Here is a 26628-nt window from a genome sequence, read left to right on the forward strand (position 1 = left end):
CGGGAAGAAAAGGAAAGGTGATATAAATGACAACACAAGTAGTAAACGTCATTGGCGCAGGTCTTGCAGGAAGTGAAGCAGCTTACCAAATTGCAAAACGTGGTGTCCAAGTTAGATTATATGAAATGAGACCGGTAAGGCAAACGCCAGCTCATCACACAGATAAATTCGCTGAATTAGTATGTAGTAACTCACTTCGTGCAAACACTTTAACAAATGCAGTTGGAGTTATTAAAGAGGAAATGCGCTTAATGGATTCTGTAATTATTCGTGCGGCGGATGAGTGCTCTGTACCAGCTGGAGGTGCTTTAGCTGTAGATCGTCATGAGTTCGCAGCTAAAGTAACAGAATACGTAAAGAACCATCCAAATGTAATTGTAATGAATGAAGAAATTACAGATATTCCAGAGGGACCGACAATTATTGCTACAGGTCCATTAACATCTCCTGATCTTTCTGCAAAATTGAAAGAATTAACAGGAGAAGATTATTTCTACTTCTATGATGCTGCAGCCCCAATCGTAGAAAAAGACAGCATTGATATGAATAAAGTGTATTTAAAATCGCGTTATGACAAAGGTGAAGCTGCATATTTAAATTGCCCAATGACAGAAGAAGAGTTTGATCGTTTTTATGAGGCTCTAATTGCTGCTGAGACAGTGCCTTTAAAAGAGTTTGAAAAAGAAATTTTCTTTGAAGGTTGTATGCCAGTAGAAGTTATGGCAAGTAGAGGGAGACAGACGTTAGTATTTGGACCTATGAAACCTGTTGGATTGGAAGATCCAAAAACAGGGAAAACGCCATATGCTGTTGTTCAGTTACGTCAAGATGATGCAGCGGGAACTTTATACAATATCGTAGGTTTCCAAACTCATTTAAAGTGGGGACCGCAAAAAGAAGTGCTACAGCTAATTCCGGGATTGGAAAATGCAGAGATTGTACGTTATGGTGTAATGCATCGTAATACGTTTATTAATTCACCTAATTTGCTTCGTCCAACATATCAATATAAACAACGTGATGATTTATTCTTCGCTGGTCAAATGACTGGAGTAGAGGGATATGTTGAATCAGCAGCATCAGGATTATTAGCAGGAATTAATGCTGCGCGTCTTGTGCAAGGTGAAGAGCCAGTTGTATTACCGCCAGTAACTGCGATGGGTAGCATGGCAAATTACATTACGGCAACGAACGCTAAAAACTTCCAGCCGATGAATGCGAACTTCGGTCTATTTGCACCGTTAGAGAAGAAGATTAAAAAGAAAGCAGAACGAAATGAAGCGTACGCAGCACGCGCTTTAGAAACGATTCGAAATTTTGTAAATATTTAGTTAAATTTCTTGCAAAGGCTACTAAGTTGTGATACGATTTAGTAGCCTTTATTGAGGTGAGTTGTGTGAATGTGAAGAAATTGTTACAATTATTCGTTGGATATTTACAAATTGAAAGAAATTATTCAAAATATACAATTGCAAGTTATCAAAATGATTTAGAACATTTTGTGCAATTTATGGAACGAGAAGGCATATCCTCTTTTTTAGACGTTACATACGCGGATGTTCGTTTGTACTTAACGACGTTGCACGATGAAAAGTTAGCCCGTAAATCTGTCGCAAGAAAAGTATCAAGCTTACGAAGTTTATATCGTTTTTTGATGCGTGAAGGTTATCGAAAGGATAATCCGTTTGCACTTGCGTCACTCCCCAAAAAAGAATTGTCAATCCCAAAGTTTTTATATGCTGAAGAGTTAGAGGAATTATTTGAAGTTTCTGACACGGAAACGCCATTAGGTCAAAGGAATCAAGCTTTATTAGAGTTGATGTATGCGACTGGGATCCGTGTGAGTGAATGTGTCAATTTACAACTTACCGATATTGACTTTGCGGTGGGAACAATTTTAGTAATGGGAAAAGGAAAAAAACAAAGGTATATTCCGTTCGGAAGCTATGCGCAAGATTCTTTAATTACTTATATAGAGAATGGGAGAAAACAGTTAGTTAATAAGACTGACGAAGATTCTCATATGGTATTTTTAAATGCGAAAGGTACACCGCTAACAAGTCGTGGGGTTCGTTATGTTTTAAATGAACTCATTAAAAAGGCTTCGCTGACAATGCGGATAAGTCCCCATATGTTAAGGCATACATTTGCTACACATATGCTAGATGAAGGGGCGGATTTACGTACTGTACAGGAGCTATTAGGCCATGAAAATTTGTCGACGACACAAATTTATACGCATGTCTCTAAAGAAAGATTGCGTTCTGTTTACATGAAGCATCACCCGCGGGCATAAATTGCTTTAAAAGCTATAAAAACAAATAAAGGAGTTTTTTCTATGGGAAATTTCCACGCTACAACGATATTTGCAGTTCATCATAATGGAGAATGTGCAATGGCTGGAGATGGCCAAGTGACAATGGGAAATGCTGTTGTAATGAAACATACAGCTCGTAAAGTTCGTAAACTTTTCCAAGGTAAAGTTTTAGCTGGTTTCGCAGGATCAGTTGCTGACGCATTTACTCTTTTTGAAATGTTTGAAGGGAAATTAGAAGAGTATAATGGCAACTTGCAGCGTGCTGCTGTTGAAATGGCAAAACAATGGCGTGGCGATAAAATGTTACGTCAGCTAGAAGCGATGCTCATTGTCATGGATAAAACAACTATGCTCCTTGTTTCAGGTACAGGAGAAGTGATTGAACCGGATGATGGTATTTTAGCAATTGGATCTGGTGGGAATTATGCACTTTCTGCAGGTCGTGCTTTAAAGCAATATGCAAGTGAACACTTAACAGCGAAGCAAATTGCGAAAGCGAGTTTAGAGATTGCTGGCGATATTTGTGTTTATACGAATCACAACATAATTGTTGAAGAATTGTAGAATCGTAAGGGAGGCATTTTATATGCATTTACATTTTACTCCGCGCCAAATTGTGGAAAAATTAGATCAATACATCATCGGTCAAAAAGACGCAAAGAAAGCGGTTGCTGTAGCGTTGAGAAATCGATATCGCCGCAGTAAATTAGCTGAAAATTTACGTGACGAAATTGCACCTAAAAATATTTTAATGATTGGACCGACAGGTGTTGGGAAAACAGAGGTAGCACGACGAATGGCGAAACTCGTTGGAGCACCTTTTATTAAGGTTGAGGCTACAAAATTCACAGAAGTTGGATATGTGGGTAGAGATGTAGAGTCGATGGTACGTGACTTGGTGGAAACATCGGTTCGTATCGTAAAAGAAGAAATGGTAGTGAAAGTTCAAGATAAAGCAGAAGAGCAAGCGAATCAACGTCTTGTTGAAATTTTAGTGCCGAGTCCGGAGAAGCAATCTGGATTCAAAAATCCATTAGAGATGCTTTTTGGAGGCGCTCAAAATTCGAATCAAACGTCTGATACACAAGAAGATGTTGAAATCGAAAAGAAACGTCAAGATGTGGAGAGAAAGCTTGCTGCAGGGCTTCTTGAAGAAGAAATTGTATCGATTGAAGTGACTGAACAACAGTCTTCCATGTTTGATATGTTACAAGGAACTGGCATGGAACAAATGGGAATGAATTTCCAAGATGCGCTAGGAAGTTTTATGCCGAAAAAAACGAAAAAACGTAAACTTTCTGTAAAAGAAGCAAGAAAACTCTTGACAAATGAAGAGGCACAGCGCTTAATTGATATGGATGAAGTTACACAAGAGGCTGTTTATCGTGCTGAACAGCTCGGGATTATTTTTATCGATGAAATTGACAAAATTGCTGGTAAGCAGTCGAATAGCGTAGATGTATCACGTGAAGGTGTGCAACGTGACATTCTGCCAATTGTAGAAGGGTCGAATGTTGCGACAAAATACGGATCAGTAAAAACGGATTATATTTTATTCGTTGCAGCTGGAGCGTTCCATATGTCTAAACCGTCGGATTTAATTCCGGAATTGCAAGGGAGATTTCCGATTCGAGTAGAATTAACAAAATTATCGACAGACGATTTTGTTAAAATATTAATCGAGCCTGACAATGCGTTAATTAAACAATATATGGCATTATTAGCGACTGAAGGTATAGAAATTGAATTTTCAGACGAAGCTATTCGTAAGATTGCTGAGATTGCTTATCAAGTTAATCAGGATACAGATAATATTGGAGCAAGAAGACTTCATACGATTATGGAGAAGCTCCTTGAAGATTTATCGTTTGAAGCATCTGAAATTACGTTAGAGAAAATAACGATAACACCTCAATACGTTGAGGAGAAATTAGCAACAATTGCTAAAAATAAAGATGTGAGCCAGTTTATTTTGTAATAGTGTCATCAGGTGACTCGCCCTAGTTTCCAAGTGATGAAAAAATATGTGAGTAACATGTAGGAGGAACTTTTGAAATGGAATTATTAGCAAAAACGAGAAAATTAAATGCGTTATTACAGAGCGCAGCAGGGAAGCCTGTAAACTTTAGAGAAATGTCTGACACAATGTGTGAAGTAATCGAAGCAAACGTATTCGTAGTTAGCCGTCGTGGTAAATTACTAGGTTATGCAATTCACCAACAAATCGAAAACGAACGCATGAAGCAAATGCTTGCAGAACGTCAATTCCCAGAAGAATATACACAAAGCTTATTCAACATTACAGAAACATCTTCAAACTTAGATGTGAACAGTGCTTACACAGCATTCCCAGTAGAAAACAGAGAATTATTCGGTCAAGGTTTAACTACAATCGTACCAATCGTTGGTGGCGGTGAGCGTCTAGGTACATTAGTATTAGCTCGTCTTGGTCAAGAGTTCTTAGATGATGATTTAATCCTTGCTGAGTACAGCTCAACTGTTGTAGGTATGGAAATCTTACGTGAAAAAGCAGAAGAAATCGAAGAGGAAGCGCGTAGTAAAGCTGTTGTTCAAATGGCAATCAGCTCATTATCTTACAGTGAGTTAGAAGCAATTGAGCATATCTTCGAAGAATTAAATGGAACAGAAGGTTTACTTGTTGCAAGTAAAATTGCTGATCGCGTAGGAATTACTCGCTCTGTAATCGTAAATGCACTACGTAAATTAGAAAGTGCTGGTGTTATTGAGTCTCGCTCTTTAGGTATGAAAGGAACATACATTAAAGTGCTAAACGACAAGTTTCTACAAGAACTTGCTAAATTAAAAACAAACTAATTTATAAAAAACTCTCCTCAATTGAGGAGAGTTTTTTTGTGCAATGGATAGATGATGCTTGTGAAAAGTGTCATAAGTGTGTTTTCTGGGAAAACTATTAATTGTATTTACTTTTTTGCTTAAAAGAAATGAAGGTTGGTAATACTAGAATTCGAGTATGAACAAAGAAAGTTTTACATTGTTCGCATTTTCGACTTGATTGAAATATTTCAGTATGATATAGTAAGCAGTGGTGTCAGTACAAAGTACACACGTTTACTGATTTAAGTGTTGGTGCTACGTTTGTAGTTTCGCTTAGAGATGAAGTAAACGGAGGATATCAAAAACCATTTAGGAGGAACTATATTATGTCAGTAATTTCTATGAAGCAATTGCTTGAAGCTGGTGTTCATTTCGGACATCAAACTCGTCGTTGGAACCCAAAAATGAAGCGTTACATTTTCACAGAGCGTAACGGTATCTACATCATCGACTTACAAAAAACTGTGAAAAAAGTTGAGGAAGCTTACAGAACGATGCGCGACATCGCTGCTGAAGGCGGAGACATCTTATTCGTAGGTACTAAAAAACAAGCACAAGAAGCTATTAAAGAAGAAGCAACTCGTGCTGGTATGTACTTCGTTAACCAACGTTGGTTAGGCGGAACTTTAACAAACTTCCAAACAATCCAAAAGCGTATCAAGCGTCTTAAAGACATCGAAAGAATGCAAGAAGATGGTACTTTCGAAGTACTTCCTAAGAAAGAAGTTGTTCAACTTAAAAAAGAGTTAGAGCGTCTTGAGAAATTCTTAGGCGGTATTAAAGATATGAAAGGTCTTCCAAGTGCATTATTCGTAGTAGACCCTCGTAAAGAGCGTATTGCAGTTGCTGAAGCACGCAAATTACACATTCCAATCATCGGTATCGTTGATACAAACTGTGATCCAGACGAAATCGATCACGTTATCCCAGCAAACGATGATGCAATTCGTGCTGTAAAACTTCTTACATCTAAAATGGCAGACGCGATCCTTGAAGCAAAACAAGGTGAAGAAACTGTTACTGCGTAACAAAGTTGGAAAGGTGATAAGGGGTTCGGCCTTTTATCACCTTTTTTAAGGTATAAACACCTTTATAAAAGGTATAAATACATATTTTAGGAGGATGAAAAGTATGGCAATCACTGCTCAAATGGTAAAAGAATTACGTGAAAAAACTGGCGCAGGTATGATGGACTGCAAAAAAGCTTTAACAGAAACTAACGGCGACATGGAGAAGGCAATTGACTTCTTACGTGAAAAAGGTATTGCGAAAGCTGCTAAAAAAGCAGACCGCATTGCTGCTGAAGGTTTAACTTTCATCGAAACAAACGGTAACGACGCTTTAATCTTAGAATTAAACTCTGAAACTGATTTCGTTGCGAAAAACGAAGGTTTCCAAACACTAATTAAAGAATTAGCTGCTCACTTATTAACTAACAAACCAGCTAACGTTGAAGAAGCTATGGCTCAAACAATGGAAAACGGTAAAAAAGTTGAAGAGCACATCAACGAAGCAATCGCTAAAATTGGTGAAAAACTTACACTTCGTCGTTTCGAAATCGTATCAAAAACTGATGCAGATGCATTCGGCGCTTACCTACACATGGGTGGACGCATTGGTGTATTAACAGTTCTTGAAGGTTCTACTGATGAAGCTGCTGCTAAAGATGTTGCAATGCACATCGCTGCAGTTAACCCTAAATACATCGACCGCGATGCTGTAACAGCTGAAGAAGTTGAGCATGAGCGTCAAGTATTAACACAACAAGCATTAAACGAAGGCAAGCCTGAGAAAATTGTTGCGAAAATGGTTGAAGGCCGTCTAGGCAAATTCTTCGAAGAGATTTGCTTACTTGACCAAGCATTCGTTAAAAACCCTGATATGAAAGTTCGTCAGTTCGTTGAGTCTAAAGGCGGAACATTAAAAGGATTCGTTCGCTACGCTGTTGGTGAAGGTATCGAAAAACGCGAAGACAACTTTGCTGAAGAAGTAATGAACCAAGTAAAAGGTAGTAACTAATACAGATTAGGGAACACATTGTGTTCCCTTTTTTAAAATAAAGATGTAAGCAATTGGAGGTTCATTATGAGTAAACCGAAATATAATCGTGTCGTTTTAAAGCTAAGTGGAGAAGCTTTAGCTGGAGAGCAAGGATTTGGAATTAACCCAACTGTTATTAAGTCAGTTGCGGAACAAGTAAAAGAAATTGCAGAACTTGATGTAGAGGTTGCTGTTGTTGTTGGTGGCGGTAACATTTGGCGCGGGAAAATTGGAAGTGAAATGGGCATGGATCGTGCAGGGGCAGATTACATGGGCATGTTAGCGACAGTTATGAATTCATTAGCTCTTCAAGATAGCTTGGAGAATATCGGAATTCAAACTCGTGTACAAACTTCAATTGAGATGCGTCAAGTTGCAGAACCTTACATTCGTCGTAAAGCAGTTCGTCACTTAGAGAAAAAACGTGTTGTTATCTTTGCAGCAGGTACAGGTAACCCATACTTCTCTACAGATACAACAGCAGCATTACGTGCGGCAGAAATTGAAGCAGATGTAATTTTAATGGCGAAAAACAATGTAGATGGTGTATATAATGCAGATCCATCTATTGATCCAACAGCTACGAAATACGAAACGCTTACTTACTTAGACGTATTAAAAGAAGGTTTAGGTGTAATGGATTCTACAGCTTCTTCTCTATGTATGGATAATGATATTCCATTAATTGTATTCTCAGTTATGGAAAAAGGTAATATTAAACGTGCCGTTTTAGGCGAAAATATCGGAACAGTGGTAAGGGGGAAATAAATATGGGACAACAAGTATTGAAGTCTTCAAATGAAAAAATGGAAAAAGCAGTTGCTGCTTATTCTCGTGAATTAGCAACAGTTCGTGCTGGCCGTGCAAACGCGTCTGTATTAGATAAGGTACAAGTTGATTACTATGGTGCACCAACACCAGTTGTGCAATTAGCGAACATTACAGTTCCAGAAGCGCGTTTACTAGTAATTCAACCTTATGATAAAACTTCTATCGGTGATATTGAAAAAGCAATTTTAAAAGCAGATTTAGGCTTAAACCCTTCTAATGATGGAACTGTAATTCGTATTGCATTCCCTGCACTAACAGAAGAGCGTCGTCGTGATCTTGTAAAAGTTGTGAAAAAATATGCTGAAGAAGCAAAAGTTGCTGTTCGTAACGTACGTCGTGACGGAAATGATGATCTTAAGAAGCTTGAAAAAGCTGGCGAGATTACAGAAGATGATTTAAGAGGATATACTGAAGATATCCAAAAAGAAACAGATAAATATATTGCAAAAGTTGACGAAATCGCAAAAAACAAAGAAAAAGAAATCATGGAAGTGTAATAGCGATAACTTCGCAAATATGACCCTCTTCTTAAGGGGGTCTTTTTACACTTTTAGGCATACGTCTGCTTGCTGGAGGGTATGAATGATGTTTAAAAACTTTCCTTTTTTTAAAGGTAAAAAGGACACATCGTTTGATCATCTCGTTGAAGAAGTGAAAAAAGGATATATCCCAGAACATATTGCCATCATTATGGATGGGAATGGAAGATGGGCAAAGAGGAGAGCAATGCCTCGTATTGCGGGACATCATGAAGGTATGCAAGTTGTAAAGAAAATTACAAAATTTGCAAGTAAACTTAATGTGAAAGTGTTAACTCTCTATGCTTTTTCAACTGAGAACTGGAAAAGACCGAAAAAGGAAGTTGATTATTTAATGAGGCTTCCAGAAGAATTTCTAGGTACATTTTTACCAGAATTGATTGAAGAAAACGTACAAGTCCGAGTAATAGGGCAAAAAGATCGTCTTCCTACGCATACACGCAGAGCGATGGAGAAAGCCATGGAAGATACGAAAGAGAATACGGGATTAATTCTTAATTTCGCGTTAAACTATGGAAGTCGAGATGAAATCGTTTCTGCTGTGCAACATATGATGAAAGATAATGAGGAAGGAAAAATTCGTTCTGAAGAGGTAAGTGAAGAAATGCTTTCCTCCTACTTAATGACGAGTTCTTTACCTGATCCAGAGTTGTTAATCCGAACAAGCGGAGAGCTACGTATTAGTAATTTCATGTTATGGCAAATTGCATATTCGGAGTTTTGGTTTACAGACGTGTATTGGCCAGACTTCAAAGAAGAACATTTGCTAAATGCGATTACTGACTTTCAACATAGAGGGCGCAGATTCGGAGGCGTGTAGAAAGAGAGGGTTTGGTAGTGAAACAGAGAATTATTACTGGAGTGGTTGCTGCCGCGCTATTCATTCCCATCGTAATATACGGTGGCGTGCCTTTTACGGTTTTAGTGTATGCACTTGCTTCTATAGGTTTATATGAATTAATTCGTATGAATAAGCTTACGCTTATTTCAGTACCGACAGTTTTAGCTGCAGTATTATTGTGGATTCTTTTAATTCCAAGTAGTGCATCAGAACTGTTTGCATGGATTGGATTAGGTAAATTGGAAATCACATTTGTGATTGTTTTATTACTTTTATCATATACAGTCCTTTCTAAGAATACATTTACTTTTGATAATGCTTCATTTTTACTGATGGCAACGACATATGTGGCAATGGGATTCTTATATTTAAATGAAACGAGAATATTAGGAATTAAATATGTATTTTGCGCATTATTTGTTATATGGGCTACTGATTCAGGCGCATATTTCGTAGGAAAAGCATTGGGCAAGAGAAAATTGTGGCCAGAAATTAGTCCGAATAAAACGATTGAAGGTTCATTAGGCGGTATCGTTTGTGGAATTATTGTGGCACTTGTTTACAACGTGTTCTTCCCAGTCGAATCGAATGTAGTAATTTTAATTGTGCTGACAATTATCATTTCTATTTTTGGACAAATTGGTGATTTAGTACAATCTGCTTTTAAACGTCATTATGGCGTAAAGGATTCAGGTACAATTTTACCTGGGCATGGTGGTATATTAGACCGAACAGATAGTTGGTTATTCGTTTTACCAATTCTCTACTTCTTATTACAATACAATTAATAAATGAACGAGGGGTTGGAGTCATGAAAAACATTAGTTTATTAGGTGCAAGCGGATCAATTGGTACACAAACTTTAGATGTATTACGCTCGCACCCAGACCAATTCCGTCTCGTTGCTTTTTCTGTAGGGAAAAATATTGACTACGCAGTAAAGGTAATTCAAGAATTTTCTCCGCAAATCGTCTCTGTGCAAAGAGAGGAAGATGTTTTAAAATTACAATCTGTTTCTGGTAATACAAAAATTGTATATGGTAGTGAAGGACTTTTAGAAGTAGCATTACATCCAGATGCGGAGATTGTAGTAAATGCTGTTGTAGGTAGCGTAGGGTTGTTACCAACACTTCGTGCAATTGAGGCGAAAAAAACAATTGGAATTGCAAATAAAGAAACGTTAGTAACTGCAGGACATCTTGTAATGGAAGCAGCACGAAAACATAATGTTTCGTTACTTCCAGTAGATAGTGAACATTCGGCTATTTTTCAGTGCTTGAATGGTGAAAATGAAAAAAGAATTTCTCGTCTTATTATAACGGCTTCTGGTGGAAGTTTCCGTGATAAAACGAGGGATGAATTGCATCATGTGACCGTAGAAGATGCGCTTCGACATCCAAACTGGTCAATGGGTTCGAAAATTACAATTGATTCTGCTACAATGATGAATAAGGGACTAGAAGTAATTGAAGCACATTGGCTTTTTGGTATCCCTTATGAGCAAATCGATGTTGTTTTACATAAAGAAAGTATTATCCATTCTATGGTTGAATTTGAAGATCGTAGTGTAATGGCGCAGCTTGGTTCACCTGATATGCGAGTACCAATTCAATACGCACTTACATATCCTGATAGATTGCCTCTTTCAGACACAAAACAGTTAAACTTATGGGAAATAGGGACGTTGCATTTTGAGAAAATGGACCAAGAACGATTCCGTTGTTTACGTTTTGCGTATGAAGCTGGAAAAGCAGGTGGAAGTATGCCAGCTGTAATGAACGCAGCGAATGAAGTAGCTGTTGAAGCCTTTTTACAAAAGAGAATTGGTTTCTTAACAGTGGAAGACCTCATTGAAAAAGCAATGAACCATCACAATGTCATTGCACGACCGAGCTTAGAGGAAATTTTGGAAATTGATGCGGCCACAAGACGGTTTGTGATGGAACAAATTTAGCAAAGGTGGTTATGGAATTGAATACAGCGATTGCCTTTATATTAATTTTCGGTGCACTCGTATTTTTCCATGAGCTAGGGCATCTATATTTCGCAAAAAGAGCAGGTATTTTATGCCGCGAGTTTGCGATTGGTTTTGGTCCGAAAATATTCTCATTTGAAAAGAATGAAACGGTGTATACGATTCGATTACTGCCCCTTGGTGGCTATGTAAGAATGGCCGGCGAGGATGCGGACACAGTTGAGTTAAAGCCTGGGAAAAAGGTTGGCCTTGTATTAAATGAAAAAGACGAAGTTGTGAAATTAGTTTTTGATGGATATGAAAAGTATCCAAATGTTCGTGTTATTGAAGTCGAACAAGCTGATTTGGAGCATAATTTAACAATTTCGGGCTATGAAGAGTACGAGGAAGAGCTTCAAACATTCCGAGTGAATGAAAAGGCTCGTATTATTACTGCGGGGGAAGAAATTCAAATTGCTCCGTATAATAGACAATTTGGCTCGAAAAAACTAGGGCAACGCGCTTTAACAATCTTTGCGGGTCCTGCAATGAACTTCATTTTAGCATTTGTTATTTTTGTGATTCTTGGATTTGTACAAGGGGTTCCTATTGACAAACCAATGGTTGGAAAAGTGATGGATAACAGTGCAGCACAGCAAGCTGGATTGAAAGAGAATGATACAATTCAAGCTATTGATGGGAAAAACACAAGTACATGGAAAGATGTTGTTACTATTGTACGTGAAAACCCAAATAAAGAAATTACGTTACAAGTAAAGCGTGATAATGAACAGTTTAATGTGAAAGTAACGCCAACACTCGATAAAGAAGGAAAAGACGAAGTTGGTAGAATCGGTGTGTATTCTCCTGTAGAGAAAACAGTAATGGGTTCTATTAAATCAGGATTTGAACAAACGTACCAATGGACGAAACTAATTTTTGAATCTCTTGTTAAATTAGTAACTGGTCAATTTTCTATTAATGAGTTATCAGGTCCAGTAGGAATTTATAATCTAACAGATCAAGTTGTAGATTATGGGTTTACGCGTGTACTAAGTTTAGCTGCAGTTCTAAGCATTAATCTTGGTTTATTTAATTTATTACCAGTTCCTGCTTTAGATGGTGGCCGTTTATTCTTCTTCTTAATTGAAGCGTTACGAGGGAAACCAATTGATCGCCAAAAAGAAGGAATGGTTCACTTTATTGGTTTTGCATTATTAATGTTACTTATGTTAGTTGTAACTTGGAATGACATTCGTAAGTTTTTCTTGTAAAATAAAGTGAAACTTATAATGAAATAGAGCTCGTAGAATAAAATCCCTCACCTAACTCGAGGTGAGGGGTTTTACTGCGTGTAAGAGTAAAATGAAGAGGTGCAAATAAATGAAACAAAGTATGGTATTCAGTCCTACATTACGTGAAGTTCCAGCTGATGCTGAAATTAAGAGTCATCAGCTATTACTTCGTGCAGGTTTTATGCGTCAAAATGCTTCTGGTATTTATAGCTTTCTACCATTTGGATTAAAAGTATTACACAAAGTAGAACGTATCGTTCGAGAAGAAATGGAGCGCGCAGGAGCTGTAGAATTATTAATGCCAGCTATGCAAGCTGCGGAATTATGGCAAGAATCAGGTCGTTGGTATTCTTACGGATCTGAATTAATGCGTATGAAAGATCGTAATGCTCGTGAATTCGCATTAGGAGCGACACATGAGGAAGTAATTACGGATCTTGTGCGTGATGAAGTGAAATCATATAAAAAATTACCGTTAACATTATACCAAATTCAAACAAAATTCCGTGATGAGCAAAGACCTCGTTTCGGCTTATTACGTGGAAGAGAGTTTCTAATGAAAGATGCATACTCTTTCCATGCTACACAAGAGAGCTTAGATGAAGTATACGATCGTTTATATAAAGCATACTCTAACATTTTTGCTCGCTGTGGCTTGAATTTCCGTGCAGTTATTGCTGATTCTGGAGCAATGGGCGGAAAAGATACACATGAATTTATGGTATTATCTGATGTTGGTGAAGATACAATTGCATACTCTGACACATCTGATTATGCAGCAAACATCGAAATGGCTCCTGTTGTAGCTACGTATACGAAGAGTGACGAAGCAGAAAAAGCACTTGAAAAAGTAGCAACACCAGACCAAAAAGCAATTGAAGAAGTATCTGCATTCTTAAACATCGAAGCTGACAAGTGCATTAAGTCTATGGTGTTTAAAGTAGATGAGAAATTAGTAGTGGTACTTGTTCGTGGTGATCACGAAGTAAACGATGTGAAAGTGAAAAATGTATACGGCGCTTCAGTTGTTGAGCTTGCTTCTCATGAAGAAGTAAAAGCATTATTAAATTGTGAAGTTGGTTCATTAGGACCGATTAATGTAACAGGTGATATCGAAATTATTGCTGATCATGCTGTAGCATCAATTGTTAACGGATGTTCAGGAGCGAATGAAGAAGGATTCCATTATGTAAATGTAAATCCAGAACGTGACTTTAAAGTAAGTCAATATACAGATTTACGCTTCATTCAAGAAGGAGACCAATCTCCAGACGGAAATGGAACAATTCTTTTTGCACGCGGAATTGAAGTTGGTCATGTATTCAAATTAGGAACTCGTTATAGTGAAGCAATGAACGCAACATTCCTGGATGAAAACGGAAAAACACAACCACTTATTATGGGTTGTTACGGTATCGGGGTATCTCGTACAGTGGCAGCAATTGCAGAGCAGTTTAACGATGAGAACGGCTTAGTTTGGCCAAAAGCTGTAGCACCGTTCCATGTGCATGTAATTCCAGTAAATATGAAATCGGATGCACAACGTGAAATGGGTGAAAATATCTACAACTCATTACAAGAACAAGGCTATGAAGTGTTATTAGACGATCGTGCAGAACGTGCAGGAGTTAAATTTGCAGATGCAGATTTATTCGGTCTTCCAGTTCGTGTTACAGTTGGTAAAAAAGCAGACGAAGGTATTGTAGAAGTGAAAGTACGTGCTACAGGTGAGTCTGAAGAAGTAAAAGTAGAAGAACTTCAAACATATATTGCAAATATTTTAAAATAAGAAGAGGTACCTCGTAATGGGGTACCTTCTCTTTCTTTGTAAACGTATTTTGTAAAAGAAGAGGTGAGAAATCTTTCTTTGTGGTACGTTTCAATTTATAATAGCAAATGGAAGGAGAGTGCTTATGTCTTTAACAAATGAACAACAAGAGCGATTTCAAATTTTGCTCCAGCAGTTGCAAATACCAGACGACCTTATAAATCAATATTTACAAGGCGGTGGTATTGAAAGGCTCGTTATTGATAAAGCGAATAAAAGTTGGCATTTTGATTTACAAGTGCCACGTATTTTGCCTACAGAATTATATGAATTGCTAGAAACAAAGCTTAAGCAATCATTTTCTCATATTGCAAGAACAACATTTGCATTAGAAACAGAGAATAAACAATTTACAGAAGAAGAAGTGAGGGCGTATTGGCCGCTTTGTACGGAACGAATTACATTTTCACCTATGTTCGCATACTTAAAGAAGCAGCTTCCACAGGTGAATGGAGTGAAGTTGCTAATAAATGTGAATAACGAGTTGGAGTCTACTGCTTTAAAGAAAAACGTTGCGAAACCAGTAGGGGATCAATACGAAATTTTTGGATTCCCGCGTTTTCAGTTAGACACACATATACAGCAAAATACAGAAGAAATGCAAAAGTTTCGTGAACAAACGCAGCAAGAAGACCGCGAGCGTGTTATACAAGCTATGGAAGAAATGGCGAAGAAGCAAGCTGAGGAAAGCAGCGTTGTGTATGAAGGACCGATTACACTCGGGTATCTTATTAAGCCAGATGAAGAGATTACACCGATGCGAGAAATTCAAGATGAAGAAAGAAGAAAAACGGTTCAAGGATATGTCTTCCATGTAGAAACAAAAGAGCTTCGTAGTGGACGTACGTTATTAACTTTAAAAATAACGGATTATACGGATTCTATTATGATCAAAATGTTCTCGCGTGACAAAGAAGATATTCCAATGCTGCAATCCTTGAAAAAAGGAATGTGGGTGAAAGCGCGTGGTTCTGTTCAAAACGATACATTCGTTCGAGATTTAGTAATGATTGCAAATGATATTAATGAAATAACAGGACCGTCTCGTAAAGATAAAGCACCAGAAGGCGAAAAACGAGTAGAGCTGCATCTCCATACTCCGATGAGTCAAATGGACGCTGTCACTCCAGTTTCTAAGCTTGTTGCTCAAGCTGGTAAATGGGGACATGAGGCTATTGCGGTTACAGACCATGCCGTGGCTCAGTCTTTCCCAGAGGCGTATTCTGCGGGGAAGAAGGCTGGAGTTAAAGTTATATATGGTGTAGAAGCAAATTTAGTTAATGATGGTGTACCGATAGCATATAACGAAGCGCATCGTTTACTTGCAGAGGAAACGTATGTTGTTTTCGACGTTGAGACGACAGGTTTATCAGCTGTATACGATACAGTTATTGAGTTGGCTGCTGTAAAAGTAAAGGGTGGCGAAATTATTGACCGCTTTGAATCTTTTGCAAATCCGCATCAACCATTATCGGCGACGATCATTGAATTAACAGGTATTACAGATGATATGTTAACTGATGCACCTGAAGTGGACGAAGTGTTTAAAAAGTTTGAGGAATGGATGGGCGACCATACACTTGTTGCCCATAACGCGAGCTTTGATATGGGCTTTATTAACGTAGGTTTTAAAAAGGCTGGACTAGAAAAAACGAATAACCCCGTTATTGATACGTTAGAACTTGCACGATTCTTATTCCCAGAAATGAAAAATCATCGATTAAATACGATGTGTAAAAAACTTGATATTGAATTAACACAACATCACCGTGCGATTTATGATACAGAAGCGACGGGATATTTACTTGTGAAAATGTTGAAAGACGTAATTGAAAAGGGATTTGAATATCACGATCAATTAAATGATAGCATGGGACAAGGGGATGCGTATAAGCGTGGCCGTCCAAGTCATATGACGTTACTTGCCACATCAGATGTTGGATTGAAAAATTTATATAAACTTGTTTCATATTCTCACCTTAATTACTTTTACCGTGTACCACGTGTGCCGAGGTCACTATTAAAAAAATACCGTGAAGGAATTTTAGTAGGAACGGCTTGTGATAAAGGTGAAGTTTTCGAGGCAATGATGCAAAAGGCACCTGAAGAGGTAGAAGAAATTGCCCAGTTCTATGATTACATTGAAGTAATGCCTCCAGAGGTGTTGCGTCATTTAGTAGAACGTGAACTTGTTCGAGACGAAGGTCAATTAAAAACAATTATTTCTAACTTAGTAAAACTAGGTGAGACGTTAGATAAACCAGTTGTTGCTACAGGAAACGTGCATTATTTAGACCCTGAGGATGCAATGTATCGTAAAATTTTAGTCAGTTCGCAGGGCGGAGCCAATCCGTTAAATCGACATTCATTACCGCCAGTACATTTCCGTACAACTGATGAAATGTTAGAATGTTTTTCATTCTTAGGTGAAGATAAAGCGAAAGAAGTTGTTGTAACAAATACACAAAAGATTGCGTCATTAATTGGTGATGTGCATCCAGTAAAAGACGATTTATACACACCGAAAATTGAAGGTGCTGATGATGAAACGCGTGATATGAGTTATAAAATGGCGCGTAGCATTTATGGTGAAGAGCTACCGGAAATTGTAGAAGCACGTTTAGAAAAAGAATTAAAAAGTATTATTGGGCATGGATTCGCCGTAATTTATTTAATTTCACATAAGCTTGTGAAAAAATCGTTAGTAGACGGATATCTAGTAGGTTCGCGTGGATCGGTAGGATCATCATTTGTTGCAACGATGATGGAAATTACAGAAGTAAACCCATTACCACCACACTATGTATGTCCGAAGTGTAAGCAATCAGAATTCTTTAATGATGGTTCTGTAGGCTCTGGTTTTGACTTACCAGATAAAGAATGTCCTGCTTGTAATATTCCATATGTAAAAGATGGACATGACATTCCGTTCGAAACATTCCTTGGATTTAAAGGAGATAAGGTACCCGATATCGATTTGAACTTCTCCGGGGAATACCAACCACGTGCCCATAACTATACGAAAGTACTGTTCGGTGAAGACTATGTATATCGTGCAGGAACGATTGGTACAGTTGCGGAAAAAACTGCTTACGGATATGTAAAAGGTTATGCAAATGATCATAACTTAACGATTCGAAATGCAGAGATTGATCGCTTAGTAGCAGGGTGTACCGGTGTAAAACGTACAACAGGACAGCATCCAGGCGGTATTATCGTTGTGCCAGATTACATGGATATCTTTGATTTCTCACCAATACAGTATCCAGCTGATTCAATTGGTGCTGAATGGAGAACAACGCATTTTGATTTCCACTCGATTCATGATAATTTATTGAAACTTGATATACTAGGACACGATGATCCGACCGTTATTCGTATGTTACAAGATTTAAGTGGTATTGATCCGAAAACAATCCCAACGGATGATCCAGAAGTAATGAAAATTTTCTCTGGTCCAGAATCGTTAGGGGTAACGGAAGAACAAATTAACTGTAAAACAGGTACACTTGGTATACCAGAGTTTGGTACAAAATTCGTAAGACAGATGTTAGAAGAGACAAAACCGACGACATTCTCAGAGTTAGTCCAAATTTCTGGACTATCACATGGTACCGACGTATGGCTTGGTAATGCAAACGAGTTAATTTATAACGGTACATGTACGCTGAGCGAAGTTATCGGTTGTCGTGATGACATCATGGTATATTTAATCTATCAAGGTCTAGATCCATCATTAGCCTTCAAAATCATGGAGTCAGTTCGTAAAGGTAAAGGTGTACCGGAAGAATGGGAAGAAGACATGAAAAATAATAATGTACCAGGTTGGTATATTGATTCATGTAAGAAGATTAAATACATGTTCCCTAAAGCCCATGCGGCTGCTTACGTACTTATGGCTGTACGTATCGCATACTTTAAAGTACATTTTGCACTGTTATTCTATGCCGCATATTTTACAGTTCGTGCAGATGATTTTGATGTAGAGGCAATGGCGAAAGGTTCAGCATCTATACGTGCAAGAATTGATGAAATTGCTCAAAAGGGACTCGATGCTGCGCCGAAAGAGAAGAGTTTATTAACGGTACTAGAAATGACACTTGAAATGTGTGAGCGTGGATACTCATTCCAAAAGGTGGATTTATACCGCTCACATGCAACAGAATTTATTATTGATGGAGATACATTAATCCCTCCATTTAATGCAGTACCTGGTCTTGGCACAAACGCAGCTTTAAGTATTGTAGAAGCACGTAAAAATGGAGACTTCTTATCAAAAGAAGACTTGCAACAGCGAAGTAAGGTTTCGAAAACAATTATTGAGTATTTAGATAGCCAAGGTTGTTTAGGAGACTTACCAGATCAAAACCAGTTATCACTGTTCTAGTAGGTAGGAAAAGTCTTTGCAAATCAACATTTCCTATGATATACTATTAACCGAGATAACCATGTCATGTATATTGTGTAAAGAAAAGAGTGGGGAAACCCACTCTTTCGTGTTACTATCTATGTTTTATCTACGTAGATAGGTAAAAGATTTCTGTCGTATATACATATTTTGTTACAAGTTTTACTTCTTAAATTTGGTAATACTAAGACAGATAATCCCTGCTGAACAGCAGGGGCTTTTGTTAGCTAACGAGAAAGAATAAGATAGACCGTTTTTAAATTGGCGGGGTCTTCTTCTTTTAAATGGTACATGACGGCAGGAAGGAGGCTGTTTATGGATAAGAAAGTCACAGAAGTTGTAGAAGCATTTGCGCAGCCGATCGTTGAAGAGTTAAATCTTGAACTTGTAGATGTAGAGTATGTGAAAGAAGGACAAGACTGGTTCTTACGCGTATTCATCGATTCTGAAAAGGGAGTCGACATTGAAGAATGCGGTGCGGTAAGTGAACGTTTAAGCGAAGCTTTAGATAAAGAGGACCCAATTCCTCATCTTTACTTTTTGGATGTATCATCTCCTGGAGCGGAACGCCCATTAAAGAAAGAAAAAGACTTCCAGCAAGCGGTAGGAAAACAAGTGGCAATTAAAACATATGAGCCGATTGATGGTGAAAAGATGTTTGAAGGAAAACTGCTTTCTTACGATGGTACAACAATAACATTATTATTAACAATTAAAACACGTAAAAAAGAAATCCAAATTTCGATGGATAAAGTCGCAAATGCGCGACTTGCTGTTACGTTTTAGTTAGAAGGGGGATCTTCATGAGCACTGAGTTATTAGATGCTTTGCTCGTATTAGAATCTGAAAAAGGCATTAGCAAAGACATTATTATTGATGCGATTGAAGCAGCTTTAATCTCTGCTTATAAGCGCAATTTTAATCAAGCACAAAACGTTCGTGTGAGCTTTAACCCAGAAGTGGGAACAATTCAAGTTTTAGCACGTAAAGACGTAGTAGACAATGTGTTTGATCCACGTCTTGAAATTTCTGTAGAGGAAGCAAGACAAATTAATCCAAACTACCAAGATGGTGACGTACTAGAAATTGAAGTAACACCAAAAGACTTTGGACGTATTGCAGCACAAACTGCAAAACAAGTTGTAACACAACGAGTGCGTGAAGCAGAGCGCGGTGTTATTTACTCTGAGTTTAGTGATCGTGAAGAAGATATTATGGTAGGTATTGTACAACGTCAAGATGCTCGTTTTATCTATGTAAGCTTAGGAAAAGTAGAAGCTTTATTACCTGTAAGTGAGCAAATGCCTAATGAGCAATACAAACCACATGATCGTATTCGCGTATTCATTACGAAAGTAGAAAAAACGACAAAAGGACCACAAATTTACGTATCACGTACACATCCTGGTCTTTTAAAACGTTTATTCGAAATGGAAGTTCCTGAAATCTATGATGGAACTGTAGAAATTCGTTCTGTAGCACGTGAAGCTGGCGATCGCTCTAAAATCTCTGTATATGCAGAGAACACTGATGTTGATCCAGTTGGTTCTTGTGTAGGACCAAAAGGGCAACGTGTACAACGCATTGTAGACGAATTAAAAGGTGAAAAAATTGACATCGTTCGCTGGTCAAATGATCCAGTTGAATATGTTGCAAATGCATTAAGCCCATCACAAGTTGTTAAAGTACTTGTAGATGAAGAAGAAAAAGCGACAACAGTAGTTGTTCCAGACCACCAGCTATCATTAGCTATCGGTAAGCGTGGACAAAATGCACGTCTTGCAGCTAAATTAACAGGCTGGAAAATTGACATTAAGAGTGAGTCTGATGCGAAACAACTTGGTATTGTAACAGAAGAAGATAGCGTAATCGCATTTGGATTCGATTCAGTGGAAGACGAAATCGAATAGAGGTGATGAGTATGAGCAATCGAAAAGTTCCGTTACGAAAATGTGTTGCAACGCAAGAAATGAAATCAAAACGAGAGCTCGTTCGCATTGTTCGTTCCAAAGAGGGAGAAGTGTCCATTGATTTAACTGGGAAAAAATCAGGACGAGGTGCTTACTTGTCGAAGGACAAGGAGAGCATTCTTCAAGCTCAAAAGAAAAATGTTTTGGAACATCATCTAAAAGCGAAAATCGACGGTTCTTTATATGAAGAGCTTCTTGAGCTTGTTGAGAAGGAGTCGAAATAAGTGTCCGATTGGAAATCGTTTTTAGGACTAGCAAACCGGGCTCGGAAAATTATTTCGGGTGAAGAACTCGTTTTAAAAGAAGTACGAAGTGGCAAAGCAAAACTTGTATTGCTATCTGAAGATGCGTCAGTAAATACTACAAAACGCATCACAGATAAAACTACGTACTACAACGTACCAATGAGAAAGGTCGAAAATCGACAACAATTAGGGCATGCGATTGGGAGAGATGAGCGAGTCGTTGTAGCTGTGTTAGATGAAGGCTTTGCGAAAAAGCTGCGTAGCATGCTCGATACAAATTACCGGGGGTGAAGGTATGAGTAAAATTCGAGTGCATGAATATGCAAAAAAACATAATATCTCAAGTAAAGATCTTATGACAAAACTAAAAGAAATGAATATCGAGGTTTCGAATCATATGACAATGTTAGACGATGAAGTAGTAAATAAATTAGATAATGAATATCAAACTGAAAAACCTTCTGTTGCAGATGAGTTTGAAGTAGAAGAAAAAGTTGTTCGCAGTAAAAAGAACAGCAATAAGAAAAAGAAAAAAGGCAAAGGAAACGAAGACAAACGTCAAGAAAACTTTGCTGGTAGACAACAAACTCAAATTGTAGAAACACCAGATAAAATTACTTTCTCTGGAAGCCTTACAGTAGGAGATCTTGCTAAAAAATTAAGCAAAGAGCCATCTGAAATTATTAAGAAGCTCTTCATGCTTGGAATTATGGCAACAATTAACCAAGACTTGGATAAAGATACAATTGAGTTAATTGCTAACGACTACGGTATTGAAGTAGAAGAAGAAGTAATTGTGAGCGAGACTGAGTTTGAAACATTCATTGATGAGCAAGATGATGAAGAGAACTTAAAAGAACGTCCAGCTGTAGTTACAATCATGGGACACGTTGACCACGGTAAAACAACATTACTGGATTCTATTCGTAACTCAAAAGTAACTGCAGGCGAAGCGGGTGGAATTACTCAGCATATCGGTGCATATCAAGTTGAAGTAAACGATAAGAAGATCACATTCTTAGATACACCTGGTCACGCAGCATTTACAACGATGCGTGCTCGTGGTGCACAAGTAACGGATATTACAATCCTTGTTGTTGCAGCGGATGACGGTGTTATGCCACAAACGGTTGAAGCAATTAACCATGCGAAGGCAGCAGGAGTACCAATTATTGTTGCTGTGAATAAAATGGATAAACCAGCTGCAAACCCTGATCGCGTAATGCAAGAACTAACTGAATATGAATTAGTTCCAGAAGCTTGGGGCGGAGATACTATTTTCGTACCAATTTCTGCAATTCAAGGCGAAGGCATTGACAACTTACTAGAAATGATCCTTCTTGTAAGTGAAGTAGAAGAATATAAAGCAAATCCAAACCGCTATGCAACTGGTACAGTAATCGAAGCACAGCTTGATAAAGGTAAAGGAACTATCGCGACATTACTTGTTCAAAACGGTACGCTTCGAGTTGGAGATCCAATCGTTGTTGGAACTTCATTCGGACGTGTTCGTGCAATGGTAAGTGATATTGGTCGTCGTGTAAAAGTTGCTGGTCCATCAACTCCTGTTGAAATTACTGGTTTAAACGAAGTACCACAAGCTGGAGATCGTTTCATGGCATTCGCTGATGAGAAGAAAGCTCGTCAAATTGGTGAATCACGTGCACAAGAAGCGTTAGTTGCACAACGTGGTGAGAAATCTAAATTAAGCCTTGAAGATTTATTCCAACAAATCCAAGAGGGCGATGTAAAAGAAATTAACTTAATCGTAAAAGCAGACGTACAAGGTTCTGTTGAAGCGATGGCAGCATCACTTCGTAAAATTGATGTTGAAGGCGTAAAAGTTAAAATCATTCACACTGGTGTAGGTGCGATTACAGAATCTGATATCATTTTAGCTTCTGCATCTAATGCAATTGTAATTGGATTTAACGTACGTCCAGATGTGAACGCGAAGCGTACAGCTGAATTAGAGAACGTTGATATTCGTTTACACCGTATTATTTATAAAGTAATCGAAGAGATTGAAGCAGCTATGCAAGGTATGCTTGATCCAGAATTCGAAGAAAAAGTAATCGGTCAAGCAGAAGTTCGTCAAACGTTTAAAGTAACAAAAGTTGGAACAATCGCAGGTTGTTACGTAACAGACGGTAAAATTACGCGTGATAGTGGCGTACGTATTATCCGTGACGGCGTAGTAATTTTCGAAGGACAACTTGATACGTTAAAACGTTTCAAAGACGACGTAAAAGAAGTTGCACAAAACTATGAGTGTGGTATTACAATTGAGAGATATAATGATCTTAAAGAAGGGGACATCATTGAAGCGTACATTATGGAAGAAGTGAAGCGATGATTATCGCTTCACTCTCATTCGAGTGTATGATTTACGATGTGCATTCTTTAAAAGAGAAACGTGCAATTTTACAACGTGTGTTAACTCGTGTGAAACAGCGCTATAATGTAGCTGTTTCTGAAGTTGGGCACCAAGATGTATGGCAACGTACAGAAATTGCAATTGTTTCCGTATCCTCAAATCGTGTTATCTGTGAAAAAGAAATGAATCGTGTACTTGAGTACATCGATTCATTTCCTGAAATTGAACGTACAATAACACATTTGGAATGGTATTGAATGAGGTGAAGAGTTATGAAATTACGTGCGAACCGTGTGGGCGAGCAAATGAAAAAAGAATTAGGCGACATTATCAGTCGTAAAATTAAAGACCCACGTATTGGATTTGTTACAGTAACAGATGTACAAGTGAGTGGTGATTTACAAATTGCTAAAGTATATATTTCTGTTTTAGGTGACGAAGAACAGAAAGAAAATACTTTAAAAGGTTTAGCGAAGGCAAAAGGCTTTATTCGTTCAGAGATTGGCCAACGTATTCGTCTTCGTAAAACACCGGAAATTACCTTTGAGTTTGATGAGTCTATCGGATATGGTCATCGAATTGATACACTTTTACATGAAATTAATAAAGACGGTAAACGTGAAGAATAATGGATAGACATTTGTCTATCCATTTTTTCAATGCAAAATAAGTTTTGGATATTTAATACGAAAGAATTATGATGAGGTGAACATATATGGAAGGTGTAGTATTATTACATAAGCCAAAAGGCATGACATCACATGATTGTGTATTTAAATTAAGAAAGATATTGCGAGAAAAGAGAATTGGTCATACGGGAACATTAGACCCAGATGTAACAGGAGTATTACCAATTTGCGTTGGAAGAGCAACGAAAATTGCACAATTTTTAACAAGTGAAACGAAAACATATGAAGGTGAAGTAACATTAGGGTTTTCAACGACAACTGAAGATGCTTCTGGTGAGGTTGTTGAAACGAAAAATGTAAATCGTACTATTACTCGTAAGGAAGTAGAGAAAGTCCTTGCGGAATTAACAGGCACGATTGAACAAATGCCACCAATGTTCTCGGCTGTAAAAGTAAACGGGAAAAAATTATACGAATATGCAAGAGCAGGACAAGAGGTGGAACGTCCAGTTCGTACAATTACAATTCATGAATTCGTATTACTTGATGATCGTGAAGTTTTTGAAGGAGAAAATATTTCATTCCGTTTCCGTGTAACGTGTAGTAAAGGAACATATGTAAGAACGTTAGCTGTAATGATCGGGGAGAAACTTGGTTTCCCATCACATATGTCTCATCTTGTAAGAACGGCATCTGGTGAATTTTTATTAGAAGATTGCATATCATTTGAAGAAATTGAAGAAAACGTGCAAAATGGAACAGTAGAGTCTATCTTCATTTCAATTGATCAAGCATTAAGCAAGTTTCCAAAAATGGTTGTAGATGAAAAGCAAGCAGAGAAAATAAAGAATGGTATGTTCTTAAAGAATGAATTAGAAATAACAGCACCATTTATTACAGTGTTTGATAAAAATGATCGTTGCTTAGCAATTTATGAACATCATCCGAAACATCCTGGCATGTTAAAGCCGATGAAAGTACTTGTGAATAATCAAGAACTAAAGCTATAATGAATTATTGGAAGGATTATTACAGAAAAAGGTGAATTCAAGCGTGAAACTTATTCATTTAACTCATCCACATGAACAAAATAAATTAGAATTACCACCTACTGTAATGGCATTAGGATTTTTTGATGGCATTCATTTAGGACATCAATGTGTAATTCGAACTGCGAAAAAAATAGCGGACGAACGAGGATATAAAAGTGCAGTTATGACATTTCATCCTCATCCATCTGTTGTTTTAGGGAAAAAGGATGCGCATGTGGAGTATATTACACCAATGCGCGATAAAGAAAAAATAGTCGAAAGCTTAGGAATCGATATATTATATGTGATTAAATTTGATGAATCATTTGCAGGGTTATTACCGCAACAATTTGTAGATGATTATATTATTGGTTTAAATGTAAAGCATGTAGTAGCAGGGTTTGATTATTCATATGGACGTTTAGGAAAGGGAAAGATGGAGACTTTACCATTTCATGCAAGAGGGGAGTTTACACAGACTGTGATTGAAAAAGTTGAATTTCAAGAAGAGAAAGTAAGTTCTACAGCATTACGAAAGTTAATTCGAAATGGCGAAATGGAGCAAATTCCATCTATTTTAGGTAGAGCCTATACTGTAGCGGGAACAGTTATACACGGCGACAAACGTGGGCGTCAAATTGGTTTCCCAACAGCTAATGTAGGTTTAAGTGATGAGTATTTATTGCCACCTGTAGGTGTTTATGCAGTGAGATTAAAAGTTCACGATGAATGGTACGATGGTGTATGTAATATTGGATATAAACCGACTTTTAAAGAAGATGAGCGTCAATTATCAATTGAAGTGCACTTATTTGAATTTAACAAAGATATATACGATCAAAATGTTACAGTAGAGTGGCATATGCGTATAAGATCAGAAAAGAAATTCAACGGTATTGATGAGTTAGTTGAACAAATCGCAAAAGATAAGAAAACAGCACAAGAATATTTTATGAGCGAGAAGAATATACTTGCTTTTTCAAATGAAAAGTAGTATTCTATGTTATGTACTTTATGACAACCATTGCTTGGCATTGCGACTCACCGACGCTTGCTAGGTAATTGGGGGTTTAATTAATAGGAGGTGAAATAGGATGGCTTTAACACAAGAACGTAAAAATGAAATCATTGCACAATTTAGAACTCATGAGACTGATACTGGTTCTCCAGAGGTTCAAATTGCTGTCCTAACGGAGCAAATTAACACTCTAAACGAGCACTTACGTACTCACAAGAAAGATCATCATTCACGTCGTGGTCTATTAAAGATGGTTGGTAAACGTCGTAACTTACTAACTTACCTTCGTAATAGCGATATCACACGTTACCGTGAATTAATCACAAAGCTTGGCTTACGTCGATAGTCAAAGAAGCGGGAATATTCCCGCTTTTTTGTTAGGTAAAAATATATCTTCTACGCTTTATAGCTTACTTAATTTTAGGCAATACTAGAGGTAGAATATTGTG

The 26628-nt window shown here is 37.6% G+C and carries 25 protein-coding genes; all 25 read left to right on the forward strand.

From position 1 onward, the window contains the following. The first annotated feature begins 26 nt into the window (after window positions 1–26). Window positions 27–1331: an FADH(2)-oxidizing methylenetetrahydrofolate--tRNA-(uracil(54)-C(5))-methyltransferase TrmFO gene (trmFO, locus tag MR136_RS04625; RefSeq protein WP_061457652.1), complete on the forward strand. Its 1305-nt coding sequence runs from the start codon at window positions 27–29 to the stop codon at window positions 1329–1331. Between the two features lie 65 nt (window positions 1332–1396). After that, window positions 1397–2296 carry a tyrosine recombinase XerC gene (gene xerC / locus MR136_RS04630; protein WP_001101243.1) on the forward strand — a complete coding sequence of 300 codons (900 nt, stop codon included), beginning with the start codon at window positions 1397–1399 and terminating at the stop codon, window positions 2294–2296. A gap of 42 nt (window positions 2297–2338) precedes the next feature. Further along, window positions 2339–2881: an ATP-dependent protease proteolytic subunit HslV gene (gene hslV, locus MR136_RS04635; RefSeq protein WP_000526272.1), complete on the forward strand. Its 543-nt coding sequence runs from the start codon at window positions 2339–2341 to the stop codon at window positions 2879–2881. A 22-nt stretch (window positions 2882–2903) separates the two neighbouring features. Beyond that, window positions 2904–4295 (forward strand): ATP-dependent protease ATPase subunit HslU, encoded by a 1392-nt coding sequence (gene hslU / locus MR136_RS04640; RefSeq protein ID WP_000550078.1) that lies wholly within the window; start codon window positions 2904–2906, stop codon window positions 4293–4295. Window positions 4296–4372: 77 nt separating this feature from the next. Continuing rightward, window positions 4373–5152 (forward strand): GTP-sensing pleiotropic transcriptional regulator CodY, encoded by a 780-nt coding sequence (gene codY, locus MR136_RS04645; RefSeq protein ID WP_000421290.1) that lies wholly within the window; start codon window positions 4373–4375, stop codon window positions 5150–5152. A 347-nt stretch (window positions 5153–5499) separates the two neighbouring features. Further along, window positions 5500–6201, forward strand: coding sequence for a 30S ribosomal protein S2 (gene rpsB, locus MR136_RS04650; RefSeq protein ID WP_000111485.1), 702 nt, complete (start codon window positions 5500–5502; stop codon window positions 6199–6201). A 103-nt stretch (window positions 6202–6304) separates the two neighbouring features. Continuing rightward, window positions 6305–7192: a translation elongation factor Ts gene (gene tsf / locus MR136_RS04655; RefSeq protein ID WP_001018578.1), complete on the forward strand. Its 888-nt coding sequence runs from the start codon at window positions 6305–6307 to the stop codon at window positions 7190–7192. A gap of 66 nt (window positions 7193–7258) precedes the next feature. Then, complete coding sequence (gene pyrH, locus MR136_RS04660) at window positions 7259–7981, forward strand: UMP kinase (RefSeq protein ID WP_000042668.1); 723 nt, start codon at window positions 7259–7261, stop codon at window positions 7979–7981. 2 nt (window positions 7982–7983) lie between these two features. Next, the gene (gene frr, locus MR136_RS04665) at window positions 7984–8541 is read left to right on the forward strand and encodes a ribosome recycling factor (protein ID WP_000531501.1); all 558 of its coding nucleotides are present in this window, start codon (window positions 7984–7986) and stop codon (window positions 8539–8541) included. An 85-nt stretch (window positions 8542–8626) separates the two neighbouring features. Further along, window positions 8627–9403: an isoprenyl transferase gene (uppS, locus tag MR136_RS04670; protein WP_061457651.1), complete on the forward strand. Its 777-nt coding sequence runs from the start codon at window positions 8627–8629 to the stop codon at window positions 9401–9403. 17 nt (window positions 9404–9420) lie between these two features. Next, entirely contained in the window at window positions 9421–10212 is a 792-nt protein-coding gene (cdsA, locus tag MR136_RS04675) for a phosphatidate cytidylyltransferase (RefSeq protein WP_000813588.1), read from the forward strand. 23 nt (window positions 10213–10235) lie between these two features. Next, window positions 10236–11378: a 1-deoxy-D-xylulose-5-phosphate reductoisomerase gene (dxr, locus tag MR136_RS04680; RefSeq protein ID WP_000790373.1), complete on the forward strand. Its 1143-nt coding sequence runs from the start codon at window positions 10236–10238 to the stop codon at window positions 11376–11378. Window positions 11379–11395: 17 nt separating this feature from the next. Beyond that, the gene (rseP, locus tag MR136_RS04685) at window positions 11396–12652 is read left to right on the forward strand and encodes an RIP metalloprotease RseP (RefSeq protein ID WP_001090243.1); all 1257 of its coding nucleotides are present in this window, start codon (window positions 11396–11398) and stop codon (window positions 12650–12652) included. Between the two features lie 109 nt (window positions 12653–12761). Next, a complete protein-coding gene (locus tag MR136_RS04690) occupies window positions 12762–14462 on the forward strand; it encodes a proline--tRNA ligase (protein ID WP_000814302.1) in 1701 nt (566 codons plus the stop codon). Between the two features lie 124 nt (window positions 14463–14586). Next, window positions 14587–18888 (forward strand): PolC-type DNA polymerase III, encoded by a 4302-nt coding sequence (locus MR136_RS04695; RefSeq protein ID WP_061457648.1) that lies wholly within the window; start codon window positions 14587–14589, stop codon window positions 18886–18888. A 336-nt stretch (window positions 18889–19224) separates the two neighbouring features. After that, window positions 19225–19695 (forward strand): ribosome maturation factor RimP, encoded by a 471-nt coding sequence (rimP, locus tag MR136_RS04700; RefSeq protein ID WP_000359096.1) that lies wholly within the window; start codon window positions 19225–19227, stop codon window positions 19693–19695. A gap of 17 nt (window positions 19696–19712) precedes the next feature. Next, window positions 19713–20819 carry a transcription termination factor NusA gene (gene nusA, locus MR136_RS04705; RefSeq protein WP_000102604.1) on the forward strand — a complete coding sequence of 369 codons (1107 nt, stop codon included), beginning with the start codon at window positions 19713–19715 and terminating at the stop codon, window positions 20817–20819. An 11-nt stretch (window positions 20820–20830) separates the two neighbouring features. Further along, window positions 20831–21103, forward strand: coding sequence for an RNase P modulator RnpM (rnpM, locus tag MR136_RS04710; protein ID WP_000071127.1), 273 nt, complete (start codon window positions 20831–20833; stop codon window positions 21101–21103). Then, window positions 21104–21415: a YlxQ family RNA-binding protein gene (locus MR136_RS04715; protein ID WP_001286523.1), complete on the forward strand. Its 312-nt coding sequence runs from the start codon at window positions 21104–21106 to the stop codon at window positions 21413–21415. A 4-nt stretch (window positions 21416–21419) separates the two neighbouring features. Then, window positions 21420–23480, forward strand: coding sequence for a translation initiation factor IF-2 (gene infB / locus MR136_RS04720; RefSeq protein ID WP_000036343.1), 2061 nt, complete (start codon window positions 21420–21422; stop codon window positions 23478–23480). After that, the gene (locus tag MR136_RS04725) at window positions 23477–23758 is read left to right on the forward strand and encodes a DUF503 domain-containing protein (protein ID WP_000582363.1); all 282 of its coding nucleotides are present in this window, start codon (window positions 23477–23479) and stop codon (window positions 23756–23758) included. Before infB ends, MR136_RS04725 begins: the two co-directional genes overlap by 4 nt. A 15-nt stretch (window positions 23759–23773) precedes the next feature. Continuing rightward, window positions 23774–24130 (forward strand): 30S ribosome-binding factor RbfA, encoded by a 357-nt coding sequence (rbfA, locus tag MR136_RS04730; RefSeq protein WP_000776437.1) that lies wholly within the window; start codon window positions 23774–23776, stop codon window positions 24128–24130. An 86-nt stretch (window positions 24131–24216) separates the two neighbouring features. Next, window positions 24217–25140 carry a tRNA pseudouridine(55) synthase TruB gene (gene truB, locus MR136_RS04735; RefSeq protein WP_000399356.1) on the forward strand — a complete coding sequence of 308 codons (924 nt, stop codon included), beginning with the start codon at window positions 24217–24219 and terminating at the stop codon, window positions 25138–25140. A 43-nt stretch (window positions 25141–25183) separates the two neighbouring features. Next, window positions 25184–26155 (forward strand): bifunctional riboflavin kinase/FAD synthetase, encoded by a 972-nt coding sequence (gene ribF, locus MR136_RS04740; RefSeq protein WP_000766707.1) that lies wholly within the window; start codon window positions 25184–25186, stop codon window positions 26153–26155. Between the two features lie 100 nt (window positions 26156–26255). Beyond that, window positions 26256–26525 (forward strand): 30S ribosomal protein S15, encoded by a 270-nt coding sequence (gene rpsO / locus MR136_RS04745; RefSeq protein ID WP_001229392.1) that lies wholly within the window; start codon window positions 26256–26258, stop codon window positions 26523–26525. The last annotated feature ends 103 nt before the right edge of the window (window positions 26526–26628 follow it).

The sequence above is a fragment of the Bacillus cereus group sp. BfR-BA-01311 genome, assembly GCF_022664295.1.
Classification (GTDB): domain Bacteria; phylum Bacillota; class Bacilli; order Bacillales; family Bacillaceae_G; genus Bacillus_A; species Bacillus_A cereus.

Coding starts and splice junctions, on each gene's coding strand:
- trmFO (WP_061457652.1), top strand. CDS start 27: ATGACAACACAAGTAGTAAACGTCATTGGCGCAGGTCTTGCAGGAAGT.
- rnpM (WP_000071127.1), top strand. CDS start 20,831: ATGAGCAATCGAAAAGTTCCGTTACGAAAATGTGTTGCAACGCAAGAA.
- MR136_RS04695 (WP_061457648.1), top strand. CDS start 14,587: ATGTCTTTAACAAATGAACAACAAGAGCGATTTCAAATTTTGCTCCAG.
- infB (WP_000036343.1), top strand. CDS start 21,420: ATGAGTAAAATTCGAGTGCATGAATATGCAAAAAAACATAATATCTCA.
- frr (WP_000531501.1), top strand. CDS start 7,984: ATGGGACAACAAGTATTGAAGTCTTCAAATGAAAAAATGGAAAAAGCA.
- tsf (WP_001018578.1), top strand. CDS start 6,305: ATGGCAATCACTGCTCAAATGGTAAAAGAATTACGTGAAAAAACTGGC.
- MR136_RS04690 (WP_000814302.1), top strand. CDS start 12,762: ATGAAACAAAGTATGGTATTCAGTCCTACATTACGTGAAGTTCCAGCT.
- hslU (WP_000550078.1), top strand. CDS start 2,904: ATGCATTTACATTTTACTCCGCGCCAAATTGTGGAAAAATTAGATCAA.
- rpsO (WP_001229392.1), top strand. CDS start 26,256: ATGGCTTTAACACAAGAACGTAAAAATGAAATCATTGCACAATTTAGA.
- hslV (WP_000526272.1), top strand. CDS start 2,339: ATGGGAAATTTCCACGCTACAACGATATTTGCAGTTCATCATAATGGA.
- truB (WP_000399356.1), top strand. CDS start 24,217: ATGGAAGGTGTAGTATTATTACATAAGCCAAAAGGCATGACATCACAT.
- pyrH (WP_000042668.1), top strand. CDS start 7,259: ATGAGTAAACCGAAATATAATCGTGTCGTTTTAAAGCTAAGTGGAGAA.
- rimP (WP_000359096.1), top strand. CDS start 19,225: ATGGATAAGAAAGTCACAGAAGTTGTAGAAGCATTTGCGCAGCCGATC.
- uppS (WP_061457651.1), top strand. CDS start 8,627: ATGATGTTTAAAAACTTTCCTTTTTTTAAAGGTAAAAAGGACACATCG.
- nusA (WP_000102604.1), top strand. CDS start 19,713: ATGAGCACTGAGTTATTAGATGCTTTGCTCGTATTAGAATCTGAAAAA.
- codY (WP_000421290.1), top strand. CDS start 4,373: ATGGAATTATTAGCAAAAACGAGAAAATTAAATGCGTTATTACAGAGC.
- rbfA (WP_000776437.1), top strand. CDS start 23,774: ATGAAATTACGTGCGAACCGTGTGGGCGAGCAAATGAAAAAAGAATTA.
- MR136_RS04725 (WP_000582363.1), top strand. CDS start 23,477: ATGATTATCGCTTCACTCTCATTCGAGTGTATGATTTACGATGTGCAT.
- rpsB (WP_000111485.1), top strand. CDS start 5,500: ATGTCAGTAATTTCTATGAAGCAATTGCTTGAAGCTGGTGTTCATTTC.
- dxr (WP_000790373.1), top strand. CDS start 10,236: ATGAAAAACATTAGTTTATTAGGTGCAAGCGGATCAATTGGTACACAA.